The sequence below is a fragment of the Streptomyces sp. NRRL F-525 genome, assembly GCF_000716605.1.
In the GTDB taxonomy this organism is placed as follows: domain Bacteria; phylum Actinomycetota; class Actinomycetes; order Streptomycetales; family Streptomycetaceae; genus Streptomyces.
On record NZ_JNXE01000056.1, the window covers coordinates 23574 to 40089 of the forward strand.

12 protein-coding genes and 1 tRNA gene are annotated in these 16516 nt (G+C 68.8%); 3 read left to right on the forward strand and 10 right to left on the reverse strand.

Going from position 1 to position 16516, the window contains the following annotated elements; all coding sequences use genetic code 11:
- Nucleotides 1-6 precede the first annotated feature (6 nt).
- Entirely contained in the window at nt 7-1443 is a 1437-nt protein-coding gene (gene pyk / locus OO69_RS44865) for a pyruvate kinase (RefSeq protein WP_033286779.1), read from the forward strand.
- A 201-nt stretch (nt 1444-1644) separates the two neighbouring features.
- On the opposite strand, the gene OO69_RS44870 is transcribed toward pyk, so the two are convergent.
- The gene (locus OO69_RS44870) at nt 1645-2391 is read right to left on the reverse strand and encodes a helix-turn-helix domain-containing protein (protein ID WP_033286780.1); all 747 of its coding nucleotides are present in this window, start codon (nt 2389-2391) and stop codon (nt 1645-1647) included.
- Between the two features lie 105 nt (nt 2392-2496).
- A tRNA-Leu gene (locus OO69_RS44875) sits at nt 2497-2569 on the reverse strand.
- Nucleotides 2570-2673: 104 nt separating this feature from the next.
- Here OO69_RS44875 and OO69_RS44880 point away from each other — a divergent pair.
- Nucleotides 2674-3330 carry an ANTAR domain-containing response regulator gene (locus tag OO69_RS44880; RefSeq protein ID WP_019062225.1) on the forward strand — a complete coding sequence of 219 codons (657 nt, stop codon included), beginning with the start codon at nt 2674-2676 and terminating at the stop codon, nt 3328-3330.
- A gap of 88 nt (nt 3331-3418) precedes the next feature.
- Here OO69_RS44880 and OO69_RS44885 read toward each other — a convergent pair whose 3' ends face one another.
- From OO69_RS44885 to OO69_RS44920, 8 genes are all read right to left on the reverse strand, one after another.
- Nucleotides 3419-4135 (reverse strand): ABC transporter ATP-binding protein, encoded by a 717-nt coding sequence (locus tag OO69_RS44885; RefSeq protein WP_033286781.1) that lies wholly within the window; start codon nt 4133-4135, stop codon nt 3419-3421.
- The gene (locus tag OO69_RS44890; RefSeq protein WP_033286782.1) at nt 4132-4977 is read right to left on the reverse strand and encodes an ABC transporter ATP-binding protein; all 846 of its coding nucleotides are present in this window, start codon (nt 4975-4977) and stop codon (nt 4132-4134) included. Before OO69_RS44890 ends, OO69_RS44885 begins: the two co-directional genes overlap by 4 nt.
- Before the next feature lie 6 nt (nt 4978-4983).
- Nucleotides 4984-6783, reverse strand: a complete 1800-nt coding sequence (locus OO69_RS44895; RefSeq protein WP_033286783.1) for a branched-chain amino acid ABC transporter permease — start codon at nt 6781-6783, stop codon at nt 4984-4986.
- A 4-nt stretch (nt 6784-6787) separates the two neighbouring features.
- Nucleotides 6788-7717 carry a branched-chain amino acid ABC transporter permease gene (locus OO69_RS44900; RefSeq protein WP_033286784.1) on the reverse strand — a complete coding sequence of 310 codons (930 nt, stop codon included), beginning with the start codon at nt 7715-7717 and terminating at the stop codon, nt 6788-6790.
- Nucleotides 7718-7856: 139 nt separating this feature from the next.
- A complete protein-coding gene (locus tag OO69_RS44905) occupies nt 7857-9074 on the reverse strand; it encodes a branched-chain amino acid ABC transporter substrate-binding protein (protein ID WP_033286785.1) in 1218 nt (405 codons plus the stop codon).
- 225 nt (nt 9075-9299) lie between these two features.
- Nucleotides 9300-9971, reverse strand: a complete 672-nt coding sequence (locus OO69_RS44910; RefSeq protein WP_033286786.1) for a hypothetical protein — start codon at nt 9969-9971, stop codon at nt 9300-9302.
- Between the two features lie 101 nt (nt 9972-10072).
- The gene (locus tag OO69_RS44915) at nt 10073-10561 is read right to left on the reverse strand and encodes a PaaI family thioesterase (RefSeq protein ID WP_033286787.1); all 489 of its coding nucleotides are present in this window, start codon (nt 10559-10561) and stop codon (nt 10073-10075) included.
- A 61-nt stretch (nt 10562-10622) separates the two neighbouring features.
- Nucleotides 10623-12902: an FdhF/YdeP family oxidoreductase gene (locus tag OO69_RS44920; protein ID WP_033286788.1), complete on the reverse strand. Its 2280-nt coding sequence runs from the start codon at nt 12900-12902 to the stop codon at nt 10623-10625.
- Nucleotides 12903-13695: 793 nt separating this feature from the next.
- Between OO69_RS44920 and polA the strand changes: the two genes are divergently transcribed.
- The gene (polA, locus tag OO69_RS44925; protein WP_033286789.1) at nt 13696-16434 is read left to right on the forward strand and encodes a DNA polymerase I; all 2739 of its coding nucleotides are present in this window, start codon (nt 13696-13698) and stop codon (nt 16432-16434) included.
- Nucleotides 16435-16516 lie beyond the last annotated feature (82 nt).

Below are 16516 nucleotides of genomic sequence, written 5' to 3' on the forward strand. Positions count from 1 at the left end.
CGAAACATGCGCCGAGCAAAAATCGTCTGTACATTGGGCCCCGCCACCGACTCGTACGACCAGATCAAAGCCCTGGTCGAAGCCGGAATGGACGTAGCCCGCTTCAACCTCAGCCACGGCAGCCACGCCGAGCACGAGGAGCGCTACCAGCGCGTCCGAAAGGCCTCCGAGGAGACCGGCCGCAGCGTCGGAATGCTCGCCGACCTTCAAGGCCCGAAGATCCGACTCGGCCGCTTCACCGAAGGACCCGTACTCCTTGAACGCGGAGACACCTTCACCATCACCGTCGAAGAAGGCGCCGAAGGCGACCGCCAGTCCTGCGGAACGACCTACGCCGGCCTCGCCGCGGACGTCACCCCGGGCGAGCGCGTCCTCGTCGACGACGGCAAGGTCTGCCTCGAAGTCACCGCCGTCGACGGCCCCCGCGTCCACACCAAGGTCGTCGAAGGCGGCATGGTCTCCGACCACAAAGGCCTGAACCTCCCCGGAGTCGCCGTGTCCGTCCCGGCCCTCTCCGACAAGGACGAGGCCGACCTCCGCTGGGCCCTGCGCACCGGCTTCGACGTCATCGCGCTGTCCTTCGTCCGCAGCGGCAAGGACATCGACGAGGTCCACCGCATCATGGACGAGGAGGGCCACCGCCTCCCCGTCATCGCCAAGGTCGAGAAACCCCAGGCGGTCGAGGCCATCGACGACATCGTCGCCGCCTTCGACGGCATCATGGTCGCCCGCGGCGACCTCGGCGTCGAAATGCCCCTCGAACAGGTCCCGATCGTCCAGAAGCGCGCCGTCAAACTGGCCAAGCGCAACGCCAAGCCGGTCATCGTCGCCACCCAGATGCTCGACTCGATGATCGAGAACTCCCGCCCGACCAGGGCGGAGGCCTCGGATGTGGCCAACGCCGTGATCGACGGCACGGACGCGGTGATGCTGTCCGGCGAGACCAGCGTCGGCAAGTACCCCATCGCCACCGTCACCACCATGGCCCGCATCATCGAGGCCGCCGAGGAGGACATCCTCGCCAAGGGCCTGCCCCCGCTGACCGAACGCAACAAGCCCCGCACCCAGGGCGGCGCCGTGGCCCGCGCGGCCGCCGAGATGGGCGACTTCCTCGGCGCGAAGTTCCTCGTCGCCTTCACCCAGTCCGGCGACACCGTCCGCCGCCTCTCCCGCTACCGCTCGCCCATCCCGGTCATGGCCTTCACCCCCGACCCGGCCACCCGCTCCCAGCTCAACCTCACCTGGGGCGTGGAGACCATCCTCGGCCCGCACGTCGACTCCACCGACGCGATGGTCGACCAGGTCGACGAACTCCTCCTCAAGTACGGCCGCTGCCAGAAGGGCGACATCGTCGTCATCACGGCCGGCTCCCCGCCCGGAGTCGCCGGCTCGACGAACCTCGTCCGCGTCCACCATGTCGGCGAGGACGACAGCCCGAAGTAGCGCGACAGCAAAGCGGCGAACAATGTGACGACCCCGGGCACCTGAATCCCCCTCAATTCTTTCCCGTCCGCCGAGAAAAGCGGCGACGAACAGGAGACCGCCCTCGCGGACGAATGCGCGGGCTTTCGGTAAATCGCCTTCGCGTTAGGGCTGATGGGCTGGTAATGCCCCCGGTTCGCACATATCTCGGCGGGCGCGGGGTCAGTGTTTGGGGCCGACGTGGGTGTCCATGAGGGCGACTGAGGCTTTGCGGGCGACGGAGATGTTGTTGGCGTTCGCCTGCTTCCAGCTGACGCCGACCTTGTCGAGGGTGTCGGTGTAGAGCTGCCTGATGTCCGTGGACAGGTTGGTGAAGAAGTACCGGGGATATTCGTAGCGCTTCGTCTCACCGCCGACGAGGCGAGTCGTCCAGTTGGTGATACGGCAGCCGTCGGAGTGGACGAGACCCCGGATGAACTCCCAGGGGTGTGCGTCGACGATGTCCTGTTGCCAGGGTTCGAGGGCGATGCGGCGGTCGTGCTTCTTGCCGGGGCCGTGCTGGGGGAAGAGGTGGGGCCAGTGTCGGTAGTAGCTGGTCACCATCACGTAGCCGTCCTTCTGGAGTGCGAAGACGCCGATGCCTGGGCGCACCTTCGCTATGGCCTCACGGCACAGCTGGATGAGCCCGGGCCATGCGTCGGCGCACGCGATCCTGAGGTAGTGGCCGGTGCCGCGCGGGTGGGCGCTGACGCAGCCGTCGCCGAGATAGAGGCCCAGGAGGTAGGCGTAGGCCTGATCGTCGGCGGGTGGCCCGGGGGCCGGAGTCGTGATGCCGGGCAGGGGTTCGAGTCGGCTCTGCCAGGAGCGGATCGCGGCGCGTGAGACGCCGGTCTCGCGACTTACGGAGTTGAGGCTGCGGCCCTGTTCGAGCAGCGCGAGTGCTCGCTTGCGTGTGCTGATGTCGTACATGTGCACACTCTGTGAGAGTGATCGTCGCGACACGCAGCAGAAAGCGGAGGTTCACGCGAACGTGAACCTCCGCTTTAAACGGCTGCCTTCGATTTGAAGGAAAAGTGCCCCGAGTCGGATTCGAACCGACGCTGGATGGGTTTTGAATCCATGGCCTCTACCGCTGGGCTACCGGGGCCCCCTTCGATAAGAAGGTCAGCGGTCTCCCGCTGTGCCCCCACCTTATCGCAGCTAGGTAGGCTCTTGTCAGCACTACCCCCGTGCCCTGAACGAGGAGCCCCCGTGACCGCCCCCGAGTCGCCCCAGCCCGTAGACGCGCCCGACGACGACAAGTCGCACGTGCCTCCGCTGACGACCCGTGTCGTCATCGCCGAGGACGAGGCCCTGATTCGGCTCGATCTCAAAGAGATGCTCGAAGAAGAGGGGTACACCGTCGTCGGTGAGGCCGGTGATGGTGAGCAGGCCGTCGAGCTGGCCCGTGAGCACAAGCCCGACCTGGTGATCCTCGATGTGAAGATGCCCAAGCTGGACGGTATCTCCGCCGCCGAGAAGATCGCCGAAGAGGGCATCGCGCCCGTGCTGATGCTGACCGCCTTCTCGCAGCGCGACCTCGTCGAGCGGGCCCGGGACGCCGGTGCGATGGCGTATCTCGTGAAGCCCTTCAGCAAGAGTGACGTCGTGCCCGCGATCGAGATGGCGGTGTCCCGCTTCACCGAGCTCAAGCAGTTGGAGCAGGAGGTCGCCGACCTCACCCTGCGGCTGGAGACCCGCAAGCTGGTCGACCGTGCGAAGTCGATCCTGCAGACCGAGTACGGGCTGTCCGAGCCGGCCGCGTTCCGGTGGATCCAGAAGACGTCGATGGACCGGCGGATGTCCATGCAGCAGGTCGCCGAGGCGGTCATCCAGGACGCGGACGAGAAGAAGTCCTCCAAGGGCTGACACCCCGCGACGGTACGTACGACGAGGCCCGCGCCCCCAGTTTCGGGGCGCGGGCCTCGTCGTGGAAAAGCAACCGCTGGACGAAGACTCAGTCCTCGCCGAGGTATGCCTTCCGTACCGACTCGTCGTGCAGGAGGTCCTCGCCGGTGCCGGAGAGGACGATGTTGCCGACCTCCATGACGTGGCCCTGGTCGGCCAACGACAACGCCGCCTGGGCGTTCTGTTCGACGAGGAGGATCGTCGTGCCCGACGCCTTGAGTTCCACGATCGTCGCCAGGATCTTCTGCATCATGATCGGCGAGAGGCCCATGGAGGGCTCGTCGAGCATCAGCAGCTTCGGCTGGGACATGAGGGCGCGGCCCATCGCCAGCATCTGCTGCTCGCCGCCGGACAGCGTGCCCGCCGCCTGCTTCTGACGTTCCCCGAGGATGGGGAAGAGGTCGTAGGCGCGCTGGATGTCCTTCTCGATGCCCGCGTTGTCCTTGCGGAGGAAGGCGCCGAGCTGGAGGTTCTCCGCGATGGTGAGGCGGGGGAAGATGTGCCGGCCTTCGGGGGAGTGGGCCAGGCCGAGGGCGACGATCTTGTGGGCGGGGACGCTGTTGAGCGGTTTGCCGTCGAAGGTGATCTTGCCGCCCGAGGGCTGCAGCAGGCCCGAGAGGGTGCGCAGGGTAGTGGTCTTGCCGGCGCCGTTGGTGCCGATGAGGGTGACGACCTGGCCGGCTTCGACGCTGAAGGAGATGCCCTTGACGGCTTCGATCTTGCCGTAGGAGACCCTGAGGTCCTCGACCTCTAGCAGTGCGGTCACTGGGCTTCTCCCTTGGTGCTGGTGGTGCTCTCCGCTTCCGTGGTCCCGGCTGTGGGTGCCGTTTCGTCGGGGGTGCCTTCGAACGGTTCGCCGAGGTAGGCGGCCACGACGCGTTCGTCGGCCTGGACGACGTCGGAGGTGCCTTCGACGAGTTTCTCGCCCTGGACGAGGACGGCGACGCGGTCGCAGAGGTTGAAGATGAAGCGCATGTCGTGCTCGATGACGAGGACGGCGATGCCCTTGTCGCGGATGGCGAAGACCAACTCTTCGGTGGCGCGGGTCTCTTGGGGGTTCATGCCGGCGGTGGGCTCGTCCAGGAGGAGCAGGCCCGGCTCGGAGGCGAGGGCGCGTGCGATCTCCAGCTTGCGCTGCTCGCCGTAGGGGAGGTTCCTCGCCAGGTGGTCGCGCTTGTGGGCGAGGCCGATGAACTCCAGGAGTTCCATGGCGCGTTCTTCGCTCGCCTTTTCGGCCTTCTTGAAGCCGGGGCCGCGCAGGAGGGCCGACCAGAGGCCTTCCTTGGTGCGGGTGTGGCGGCCTACGAGGACGTTTTCCAGGACCGTCATGTTGGAGAACAGGCGGATGTTCTGGAAGGTGCGGGCGATGCCGGCCTTGGTCACCAGGTGGGGCTTGGGCGGGAGCACCGTGCCCTTGTAGGAGACCGTGCCCTCGGTGGGGACGTAGAGGCCGGTGAGGCAGTTGAAGAAGGTGGTCTTGCCGGCGCCGTTGGGGCCGATGAGGCCTACGATCTCGCCGGAGTTGACGGTGAAGTCGACGGAGCGGACGGCGGTGAGGCCGCCGAAGCGCATGGTGACGTCACGGGCTTCGAGTACTGGTGTCGTCATGGCTCTCTACGCCCCTGCCTTGGTGATGGCCGGTTCGTCGGTCAGGGTCGTGGTGTCCGGTACGTCGAGCTGGCCGGTCTCGTGGAACTCGAGCTGGCGCCGGCGGTTGGGGATGATGCCTTCGGGGCGGAAGCGCATCAGGAGGATGAGCGCGATGCCGAAGGCGAGGAGCGACTTGTCCTGGAGGGCGACGAGCTTCTCCGGGAGCAGGTAGAGCAGGGCGGCGCCGAGGAAGGGTCCGGAGACGGTGCCCATGCCGCCGAGGACGACGGCGGCCAGGAGGAACGCGGAGTTGGGCGGGGCCGCTCCGGCGAACTGGTACGGGTTCGGTACCACGCTGTAGGTGACGTGGGCGCTGACGGTGCCCGCGAGGCCGGCGAGGGTGGCGCCGAGGGCGAACGCGATGAGCTTGACGCGGAAGCCGTTGATGCCCATGGCGGTGGCGGCGGTCTCGTCCTCGCGGATGGCGATCCAGGAGCGGCCGATGCGGGAGTCGGAGGCGCGGCGGTAGATCGTGACGACGAGCGCCATGATCACGACCATCAGCAGGTAGTAGTTGGCGAAGCGGCCGATGGTGAACCCGGCGATGTCGTGGTTCTCCCCGAAGTTGAAGCCGAAGAACGACAGGTCGGGGATGGACGGGATGCCGTTGGGGCCGTTGGTGATGTCCGGGCCGGAGACGCCGTCCATGTTGTTCACGGCGATACGGAAGATCTCTCCGAAGCCGAGGGTCACGATGGCGAGGTAGTCGCCGCGCAGGCGCAGGGTGGGGGCGCCGATGAGGACGCCGAAGACCAGCGACGCGGCGGCGCCGGTGAGGGCGGCGGCCCAGAAGGGGAACTGGACGCCGGAGAACTTGGAGAACTCGGAGCCGGAGACCAGCGCGGCGGTGTAGGCGCCGACGCCGAGGAAGGCGACGTAGCCGAGGTCGAGGAGTCCGGCGAGGCCGACGACGATGTTGAGGCCGAGGGCGACGGTGCCGAAGATCAGGATGTTGACGCCGAGGTTGGCGTAGTGGTCGTTGGTCTGGGTGAAGGGGAAGCCGATCGCGGCGACGAAGCCCATGGCGAGGGCGAAGCTGCGGTTGTTGGCCGTGAGGTGGCTGAACCGGTCGAAGAGGCCGGCGGTCTGCAGGGCCCAGGACGTGAAGACGACGACGATGAGGAAGCCGACGAAGAGTTCGTCCTCGGCGTCGATGCCGTAGGCGAAGACGGTGAGGGCGAGGGCGGCGACGATCGTGATGACGAGTCGCTGGATCCAGGGTGCGGTCGGCTGGGGGGCCGGGACGCGGTCGGCCTTGGTGATGTACGCCTTGAGCGCTTCCTTGGTGGTGTCGGTGGCGTCCTGCGGGAGGGCGAAGGCGCCGATGACGGGAAGCAGGGAGGCCACGGCGGCGATGTAGGTGCCGGGTTCCCAGTTGACGATGCCGCCGAGTTCGGCCGCGATCGCGATGACCGTGTACCAGGTGACGGCGAAGCCGCCGAGGGCGGTGAGGACGAGGGGTGCGTTGTTGTCGGCGGGCCGGAGCCAGCCGAGTCCTCGGACGCCGTAGGCGGAGAGGGCGAACAGCGCGGTGAGGAGGCCTGCGACGAGGGTGAGGACCTGGAGGCCGCCGGGGTAGCCGTTGACGGTGAGGTCGCCGGGGAAGTCGGAGGTCCAGGTCCAGCGCAGGAAGGTGGAGGCGGTGGTGAGGATGCCGCCGACCAGGAGGAGGGCGCGGGCGGCCGCGAGGGGCAGCGGGATGAGGCCGCGCTGTTCCGCGGGGGCGGTGGCCGGGGTCTGGGGGGTCTCGGTCGTCTCGGTCATGTGATCACGCCCTGTCCGCGACGCGTTCGCCGAGCAGGCCCTGTGGCCTGAACAGCAGTACGAGGATGAGGAGACAGAAGGCCCAGACGTTGGCCCAGCTGGAGCCGCCGAGCTGTTCCATGCCGGGGATCTTGCTGATGTAGGCGGAGGCGAGGGTCTCGGCGACGCCGAGGACGACTCCGCCGAGCATGGCGCCGTAGATGTTGCCGATGCCGCCCATGACGGCCGCGGTGAAGGCCTTGAGGCCCATCAGGAAGCCCATGCGGTAGTCGATGTTGCCGTACTTCAGGCCGTAGGAGACGGCTGCTACGGCGGCGAAGAAGCCGCCGATGGCGAACGCTATGACGATGATGCGGTTGGTGTCGATGCCCATGAGCTGCGCGGTGTCCGGGTCCTGCGCGGTGGCCTGCATGGCGCGGCCGGTGCGGCTCTTGCGGACGAACCAGGCGAGGCCGGACATGCAGACGATGGCGGCGATGACCAGGAAGATGTCGGCGTCGGAGATGGTGACGGAGCCGATGTCGTGGTTGCCGTCGAGGCTGGGGAAGGAGCGGGCCTTGTCGGCGCCCGGGTAGAAGTTCCGGACGAGTTCCTGGAGGGACAGGGAGAGGCCGATGGCGGTGATGAGGGGGGCCAGTCGTGGGGCTTGCCGCAGGGGGCGGTAGGCGAATCGTTCGGCCCCTACCGCGACGAGGACGGAGACGATTCCGCCGCCGATCAGCATGAGTGGTACGGCGACCACCATCGAGGTGCCGTCGGGCAGGATGTAGGCGTAGACCGTGAGGGCGCCGAAGGCGCCGGTCATGAAGATCTCGCCGTGCGCGAAGTTGATGAGCTGGACGATGCCGTACACCATCGTGTAGCCGATGGCGATCAGCCCGTACATCGAGCCTAGGAGCAGCCCGTTGGCCAGCTGCTGCGGCAGGGTGTTCACCGCGTGGCCTCCATTGTCGCTGGTGGTCGTGTGCACAGATCGCGTGCCTGGGGTGGGGGGGTGTGACAACGGGCCGCGCGGTCGGGATCCTCCTTCCGCGCGGCCCGTGGTGCGGTGGTGCTGTGTGCTCTGACCGAGGTCAGCTGCCGTTGAAGGTGCCGGTCTTCACGGCCTTCCAGGCGCCGTTGGTGACCTGGTAGACGGTGAGCTGCTTGTTCGTGGTGTCGCCGTACTCGTCGAAGGCGACCTTGCCGGAGATGCCTTCGAAGTCGGACTTCTGGACGGCGTCGACGACCTTGGAGCGGAGGTCGTTGCCGGAGGGCAGCTTGTCGCTGTTGCCGTCCTTGACGGCCTTCACGGCCTTGATGATGGCGCTGGCGGCGTCGTAGGCGTAGGCACCGTAGGCGCCGTAGTCACCCTTGTAGCCCTTGGCCTTGTAGGTCGCGATGAACGCCTTGGCGGCGGGCAGGGTGTCCGCGGGGACGCCGACCGAGGTCGCGAGGTCGCCCTCGGCGGACTTGCCGGCGGTCTGGATGTAGGTGGTGGCGAACATGCCGTCACCGCCGAACAGCGGGATCTTGACGCCGGCGCCCTTGAGCTGCTTGGTGATCTTCTCCGACTCGTCGTACTGGCCGCCGTAGTAGAGCAGGTCGGCGCCGGAGTTCTTGATCTTGGTGACGAGGGTGCTGAAGTCCGTGTCACCGGTGTTGACGTGGTCGGTGCCCGCGATGGAGCCGCCGAGCTTCTTGAAGGCGCTGTTGAAGATCCCGGCCAGGCCGGCGCCGTAGGTCTGCTTGTCGTCGACGACGAAGGCCTTCTTCTTCTTGAGGCCGTTGTACGCGTAGTCGGCGGCGAAGGCACCCTGCAGGGCGTCGGTGGTGGCGGTGCGGAAGTACGTCTTGTACGGCCGCGTCTTGCTGGTCTGCCAGTCCTTGCCCTGGGTCAGGGCGGGGTTGGTGTTCGAGGGGGAGATCTCGACCATGTTGGCCGAGGCGAACACCTGCTGCATCGACTGGGCGACGCCGGAGTTCAGCGGGCCGACGGCGCCGACGACGCTGCTGTCGCCGGTGAAGGCGGTGGCGTTCGACTGGCCGGTGGCGGGCTGGGCCTTGTCGTCCAGGGCCTTGACCTTGAACTTGACGCCGGGGACCCAGTTGTTCTTGTTGGCGTCGTCGACGGCGATCTGGACGCCGTACTGGATGCCGAGACCGGTGGTGGAGTTCTCGCCGGACAGGGGGGCGTCGACACCGATGGTCAGGGTGGTCGACCCGCTGTCGCTCTTGCTGCCGCTGTCCCGGGAGCCGCACGCGGTGAGGGTCAGAGCTCCGGTCGTGAGAACGGAGGTCAGTATCACCAAAGAACGCTGTCGCACAATCAGTCCTTTCCGCAGGCACAGTCGCCCCGGTGTGGAGCGGCAAGGTGCTGCGCTGGTACCCAACTCCCGATGGAGCGGTGACTGGCCGTGACTCTAAGCCCGGTCTGTAGGCATGGGCATCGTCGTGCGCTGGCTTGTGACTTTCTTGTTATGACGTGCAGGTTGGCGGGGATCGTGGAGGGTGGGTCTCAGCCGGTTTGGCGGAATTCAGCCGCGGTCCACATTTTGAGAACCTGCACTTCCGCTTGGCCGTGGGCCTGGCCTGGCGTTTGTCGTGCCGCAGGCCCTGTGGAGGAGCTGGGAAAGGTCCTTGGAGTAGGCGCTGCCGAAGATGAAACTGTGGTGTTGTATTGCGCGCGTGTTACGCAGCGTTACGTCCAGAAAGGCGAGGTCCGCATTCAGGGGCAGTCCCGAACAGTCGGAAACCGATATCTCCACCGTGACGCGGCGGGTCGCCCCGGTGTGGACGGTGAAGGAGGGGGCGGGGACGGCCTGGGCGGTGAGCCCGTCGAAGGCGGCGCCGATGACCCGGATGGCGACGGGGGGTCCGCTGTCCACGGTGACCGCGAAGCGGAAGAAACCGGTCGTGGTGGGGGTGTCGGTGGTCTGGGCGAGTCCGGTGTAGCGCCATTCGGTGATGTTCGCGGGCCACGGCACGGGCGGGGTGGGGTTCTCCTGCCGCCCGTCGTGGAAGGGCGGCAGGAGGACGGCACCGACGCCCACGGCGGCGACCGTGCCCGCCGCGAGCACGGCCCGGCGGGTGCGCAGCGGCAGGGTGTGCCAATGGTCGCTCAGGCGGGGCGAGTCACCCCCGATGACTTCGTAACTCCCGTCTCTCTCCGGTGAGTCGACGGATTCGACGGGCCCGATACCGCTCATGCCGGCAGCCTCATGGGGAAACGGTAGGGGAGTGGACGGGGGTGCGGAAGACGGGGTCAGGATCCGCTGGTCCGGGGCCGGTTCGCGGCCCGCGCGGAGATTCAGCCCGCGGTGTTCGCGGGGATCGGGTCGCCCGGCTTCAGGTCCCGCAGCATGCAGGTCAGCCGCGCGGTGCACACCCGCCGCCCGTCCTCGTCACTGATCACGATCTCGTACGTCGCCGTCGAGCGGCCCCGGTGGACGGGCGTGGCGACACCGGTCACGAGGCCGGAGCGGGCGCCGCGGTGGTGCGTGCAGTTCAGGTCGACGCCGACGGCGAGCTTCGTGCTGCCGCCGTGCAGCATCGACCCGAGCGAGCCGAGGGTCTCGGCCAGGACGGCGGAGGCGCCGCCGTGCAGCAGTCCGTACGGCTGGGTGTTCCCCTCGACCGGCATGGTGCCCACGACGCGCTCGGCGGACGCCTCGACGATCTCCACGCCCATCCGGGTGCCGAGGTGCCCCGCGGAGAAGAGGGCGACCAGGTCGACGCCGAGGGCCGAGTACTCGTCGATGACGTCCTGCGGGAACTTCCCGTGCTGCTGCTCGCCCATGGGGCCGACTCCGTTCGTCCTGCGTCCGGTTGGTGCACCTGACCGACGACTGAGCGAACGCTCAGTCGGTGGCCGATTGTTCCAGACGTACGACGACGGACTTGCTGGCCGGGGTGTTGCTGGTGTCGGCGGTGGCGTCCAGGGGGACCAGGACGTTGGTCTCCGGGTAGTAGGCGGCCGCGCAGCCCCGGGCCGTCGGATAGTGCACGACGCGGAAACCGGGCGCCCGCCGCTCCACGCCGTCCTTCCACTCGCCGACCAGATCGACGTACGACCCGTCGGCGATCCCGAGCCGGGCGGCGTCGTCGGGGTGGACCATGACGACCCGTCGGCCGTTCTTGATGCCCCGGTAGCGGTCGTCCAGGCCGTAGATCGTGGTGTTGTACTGGTCGTGCGAGCGCAGCGTCTGCAACAGCAGGCGCCCTTCCGGGAGTTCGGGGTATTCGACGGGGGCGGCGGTGAAGTTGGCCTTGCCCGTGGTGGTGGGGAAGCGGCGCTCGTCGCGCGGGGCGTGCGGGAGGGCGAAGCCTCCGGGGTGGGCCACGCGCGCGTTGAAGTCCTCGAAGCCGGGGATCACGCGCGCGATGCGGTCGCGGATCGTCGCGTAGTCCTTCTCGAACTCCTCCCAGGGAGTGCGGGATCGGTCGCCGAGGACGCGGCGGGCGAGGCGGCACACGATGGCCGGCTCCGACAACAGCTCGGCGCCCGCGGGCTCCAGGCGGCCGCGGGAGGCGTGCACCATGCCCATGGAGTCCTCGACGGTCACGAACTGCTCGCCGCCGCCCTGGAGATCGCGCTCGGTGCGGCCCAGGCAGGGCAGGATCAGGGCACGCGCGCCCGTGACGGCGTGCGAGCGGTTGAGCTTCGTCGACACGTGCACGGTGAGGCTGGCGCGCCGCATGGCGGCTTCGGTGACCTCGGTGTCGGGGGACGCGGACACGAAGTTGCCGCCCATGGCGAAGAAGACCTTCGCGTCGCCGTCGCGCAGGGCGCGGATCGCGGCGACGACGTCGTAGCCGTGCTCGCGCGGCGGGGCGAAGCCGAACTCCTTCTCCAGGGCGTCCAGGAAGGCGGGCGCGGGGCGCTCGAAGATGCCCATCGTGCGGTCGCCCTGCACGTTGCTGTGGCCGCGCACCGGGCACACGCCGGCGCCCGGGCGGCCGATGTTGCCGCGCAGCAGAAGGAAGTTGACGACCTCGCGGATGGTCGGGACGGCGTGCTTGTGCTGGGTGAGGCCCATCGCCCAGCACACGATGGTGCGCTCGGAGGCGAGGACCATCTCCAGGGCCTTCTCGATCTCCGGGCGGGACAGCCCGGTGGCGAGGAGCGTCTCGTCCCAGTCGGCGTCCCGCGCGGTGGCCGCGAACTCCTCGTAGCCGTGGGTGTGTTCGTCGACGAAGGGCTGGTCGACTGCCCCCTCGGTCTCCAGGATGAGCTTGTTCAGGAGGCGGAAGAGGGCCTGGTCGCCGCCGATGCGGATCTGCAGGAACAGGTCGGTGAGGGCGGCGCCCTTGAGCATGCCCTGCGGGGTCTGCGGGTTCTTGAACTTCTCCAGGCCCGCCTCGGGCAGCGGGTTCACGCTGATGATCTTCGCGCCGTTGGCCTTGGCCTTCTCCAGGGCGGAGAGCATGCGCGGGTGGTTGGTGCCGGGGTTCTGCCCGGCGACGACGATCAGGTCGGCCTGGTAGAGGTCCTCCAGGAGGACGCTGCCCTTGCCGATGCCGATCGTCTCGTTCAGCGCCGAACCGCTGGACTCGTGGCACATGTTGGAGCAGTCGGGCAGGTTGTTGGTGCCCAACTCCCTTGCGAACAGCTGGTACAGGAACGCTGCCTCGTTGCTGGTCCGGCCCGAGGTGTAGAACAGCGCCTCGTCGGGGGAGCCGAGGGCCGCGATCTCCTCCGCGACGATGTCGAAGGCACGCTCCCAGGAGACCGGTTCGTAGTGCTCGGCCCCTTCGGGGAGGTACATGGGGTGCGTGAGCCGCCCCTGCTGCCCCAGCCAGTACCCGCTGCGGGTCGCGAGATCGGCCACCGGATGGGCCGCGAAGAACTCCGGGGTGACCCGGCGCAGGGTGGCCTCCTCGGCGACCGCCTTCGCGCCGTTCTCACAGAACTCCGCCGCGTGCCGGTGGTCCGGCTCCGGCCAGGCGCAGCCCGGGCAGTCGAACCCGTTCTTCTGATTGACCCGCAGCAGCGTCAACGCGGTGCGCCTGACCCCCATCTGCTGCTGGGCGATGCGCAACGTGTGCCCGATCGCCGGAAGTCCGGCCGCGGCGTGCTTGGGCTCGGTGACCTGCGGGGCGTCCTGGACGGGATCACCCTTGGGCGGCTTCGTGGCCATCGCGGGCCCTCCTTCACTGGCACATGTGCGCTACGTCTTCGATCCTCGCACGGGGCGCTGACATCGCCGAGGTCGGTTCGTGGGATCTATGGGTTCGGGAGGTACGGGGTTACGGCATGTGAGCGGGGTGAGCGTGCGTGTGGGGTGAGATGGGGTGGGGCTCGGTCCGGGGCGCGATGGGCGGGGGCGGCGTGTGTGCGGGGTGTGTGCGGGGCGGGGCAACGGCTTCTTTGTGGCGGGCGGCGGCTGCGAGGGGGCCGGCGTGTACGAGGGGCGAGGCGCGGGGTGGGCTTGTCCGGCTCCTCGTCGCGGCCGGTGTGGCTGGTCCGGTGGGTCTTCGTCGTCGTCGCGGGTGCCGTCGGCCGGCCAGTGCTGCGGCGGGCGGTGCCGGTCTGTCCGACGTGCACCGGGCGGGCCGGGACGCGTCCGCCCGCGTCCGTTGCCGCGACGACGGTGACCTTGGCACGCGCGCGTGGCCACGCGGTGCACGCGGTGGTCGAGGTCGGGTCGTGGATGCCGGTCGGCGACCTTGACCACGCGCGCGTGGCCGCGCGGCCACGGGGACGGGTTCTCCTACGACCGTCGCCGCGACGCCACCGGCCCCGCCACCTTCACCTCCGCCTCGGCCTCCGCATGCGCCTCCGCGCCGTCGGCCACGGCGATTTCGGCCGCCGCTCGCGCCGTCGCGGCGGCGACTTACGCCACCCCCGGTGCGAGTCGGCCGTCGCGACCGTGACCTCCGACGCGGCGACCGTGACTCCGACTGTCAGTGGGGCGTGGCAGGATCGGGGGCGTGGCAGAGACAGCATCGAAGAAGACCGACAAGACCTCCGGGAACACCTCCGGCGGAGACCGTCCACGGCTGATGCTGATGGACGGGCACTCGCTGGCCTACCGTGCGTTCTTCGCGCTGCCCGCGGAGAACTTCACGACCGCGACGGGCCAGCCGACGAACGCGATCTACGGCTTCGCGTCGATGCTGGCCAACACCCTGCGTGACGAGGCGCCCACACACTTCGCGGTGGCCTTCGACGTGTCCCGCAAGACCTGGCGCTCCGAGGAGTTCACCGAGTACAAGGCGAACCGCTCCAAGACCCCGGACGAGTTCAAGGGCCAGGTCGAGCTGATCGGCGAACTGCTCGACACGATGCACGTGTCCCGGTTCGCGGTCGACGGCTTCGAGGCCGACGACGTCATCGCCACCCTCGCCACCCAGGCCGAGGCCGAGGGCTTCGACGTGCTGATCGTCACCGGCGACCGCGACTCCTTCCAGCTCGTGTCCGAGCACACCACCGTGCTCTACCCGACGAAGGGCGTCTCCGAGCTGACCCGGTTCACTCCGGAGAAGGTCGTCGAGAAGTACGGGTTGACGCCCGCCCAGTACCCCGACTTCGCGGCGCTGCGCGGCGACCCGTCCGACAACCTCCCGGGCATCCCCGGCGTCGGCGAGAAGACCGCCGCGAAGTGGATCAACCAGTTCGGTTCGTTCACGGAGTTGGTCGAGCGCGTCGACGAGGTCAAGGGCAAGGCCGGGCAGAACCTCCGCGACCACCTGGACGCCGTCAAGCTCAACCGCCGCCTGACCGAGATGGTCAAGGACGTCGAACTGCCCAAGACCGTCCTCGACTTGGAGCGCGCTCCGTACGACCGCACGGCCCTCGCGATGGTTCTCGACACCCTGGAGATCCGCAACCCCTCCCTGCGCGAGCGCCTCCTGGCCGTCGACCCGGGCAACGAGGAGGCCGACGCGACCCCGCCCGCCGAGAGCGGAGTGGCGGTCGACGGCTCGGTCCTCGGCACCGGCGAACTGACCGGCTGGCTCGCGGACTACGGCACCGAGCCGCTCGGCGTCGCCACCGTCGACACCTGGGCGCTGGGCTCCGGTTCGGTGACCGAGGTCGCGCTCGCCACCGCCGGGGGAGCGGCCGCCTGGTTCGACCCCGCCGAGCTGGACGAGAGCGACGAGAACGCGTTCGCGGCCTGGCTGTCCGACGGCGACCGCCCCAAGGTGTTCCACAACGCCAAGGGCGCGATGCGGGTCTTCGCCGAGCACGGCTGGACGATCGCCGGCATCTCCATGGACACCGCGCTCGCCGCCTACCTGGTCAAGCCCGGCCGCCGCTCCTTCGACCTGGACGCGCTGTCCCTGGAGTACCTCGGCCGCGAACTCGCGCCCGCCGCCACGGCCGACGGCCAGCTCGCCTTCGGCGCGGACGACGGCGCCGAGGCGGACGCCCTGATGGTGCAGGCCCGTGCGATCCTCGACCTCGGCGACGCCTTCGGGGAGCGCCTCCAGGAGGTCGGCGCGGCGGACCTGCTCCGCGACATGGAGCTGCCCACCTCGATCCTGCTGGCCCGCCTGGAGCGGTCCGGCATCGCGGCCGACAAGGCGCACCTCGAAGCCATGGAGCAGATGTTCGCCGGTGCCGTGCAGCAGGCGGTGAAGGAGGCGCACGCGGCGGCCGGGCACGAGTTCAACCTCGGCTCGCCCAAGCAGCTCCAGGAAGTCCTCTTCGGCGAACTGGGCCTGCCCAAGACGAAGAAGACGAAGACCGGCTACACGACGGACGCGGACGCGCTGGCCTGGCTGGCCAACCAGACCGAGAACGAACTGCCGGTCATCATGCTCCGCCACCGCGAACAGGCGAAGCTGCGCGTCACCGTAGAGGGCCTGATCAAGACGATCGCGACGGACGGCCGCATCCACACGACGTTCAACCAGACGGTGGCGGCGACCGGTCGCCTCTCCTCGACGGACCCGAACCTGCAGAACATCCCGGTCCGCACGGACGAGGGCAGGGCGATCCGCCGGGGCTTCGTGGTGGGCGAGGGCTACGAGTCCCTCATGACGGCCGACTACAGCCAGATCGAGCTCCGCGTGATGGCCCATCTCTCCGAGGACGAGGGCCTGTTGGAGGCGTTCACCTCGGGCGAGGACCTGCACACCACGGTCGCCTCCCAGGTGTTCTCGGTCGAGGGTTCCGCGGTCGACGCGGAGATGCGCCGCAAGATCAAGGCGATGTCGTACGGCCTCGCCTACGGCCTGTCCGCCTTCGGCCTCTCCCAGCAGTTGAACATCGACGCGGGCGAGGCGCGGGTCCTGATGGACACGTACTTCGAGCGCTTCGGCGGCGTACGGGACTATCTGCGCCGCGCGGTCGACGAGGCGAGGGCGACGGGCTACACGGCTACGCTCTTCGGCCGCCGCCGCTACCTCCCCGACCTCAACAGCGACAACCGCCAGCGCCGCGAGGCGGCTGAGCGGATGGCGTTGAACGCGCCCATCCAGGGCACCGCGGCGGACATCGTCAAGATGGCCATGCTCAAGGTCGACACCGCCCTGCGCGAGGCCGACCTCAAGTCCCGCATGCTCCTCCAGGTCCACGACGAAATCGTCCTGGAGATCGCCCCCGGGGAGCGCGCGGCCACAGAGGAACTGGTCCGTCACGCGATGGCCGGCGCGGTCCACCTCCGGGCACCGCTGGACGTCTCGGTGGGCGTGGGGCCGGACTGGGAGTCGGCCGCGCACTAGCCTCCGGCGGTCGGGTGGGGGTTGTGCGGGGGGTTTCTCCGGCCGGGGGTGGGTGTGTGCCGGCCAGCCCCCGGGCCATACC

What these genes read in the sequence shown, in the direction of transcription:
- OO69_RS44895 (WP_033286783.1), bottom strand. Translation starts at nt 6,783, where the DNA reads ATGACCGAGACGACCGAGACCCCCCAGACCCCGGCCACCGCCCCCGCG.
- OO69_RS44890 (WP_033286782.1), bottom strand. Translation starts at nt 4,977, where the DNA reads ATGACGACACCAGTACTCGAAGCCCGTGACGTCACCATGCGCTTCGGC.
- pyk (WP_033286779.1), top strand. Translation starts at nt 7, where the DNA reads ATGCGCCGAGCAAAAATCGTCTGTACATTGGGCCCCGCCACCGACTCG.
- OO69_RS44910 (WP_033286786.1), bottom strand. Translation starts at nt 9,971, where the DNA reads ATGAGCGGTATCGGGCCCGTCGAATCCGTCGACTCACCGGAGAGAGAC.
- OO69_RS44920 (WP_033286788.1), bottom strand. Translation starts at nt 12,902, where the DNA reads ATGGCCACGAAGCCGCCCAAGGGTGATCCCGTCCAGGACGCCCCGCAG.
- OO69_RS44870 (WP_033286780.1), bottom strand. Translation starts at nt 2,391, where the DNA reads ATGTACGACATCAGCACACGCAAGCGAGCACTCGCGCTGCTCGAACAG.
- OO69_RS44915 (WP_033286787.1), bottom strand. Translation starts at nt 10,561, where the DNA reads ATGGGCGAGCAGCAGCACGGGAAGTTCCCGCAGGACGTCATCGACGAG.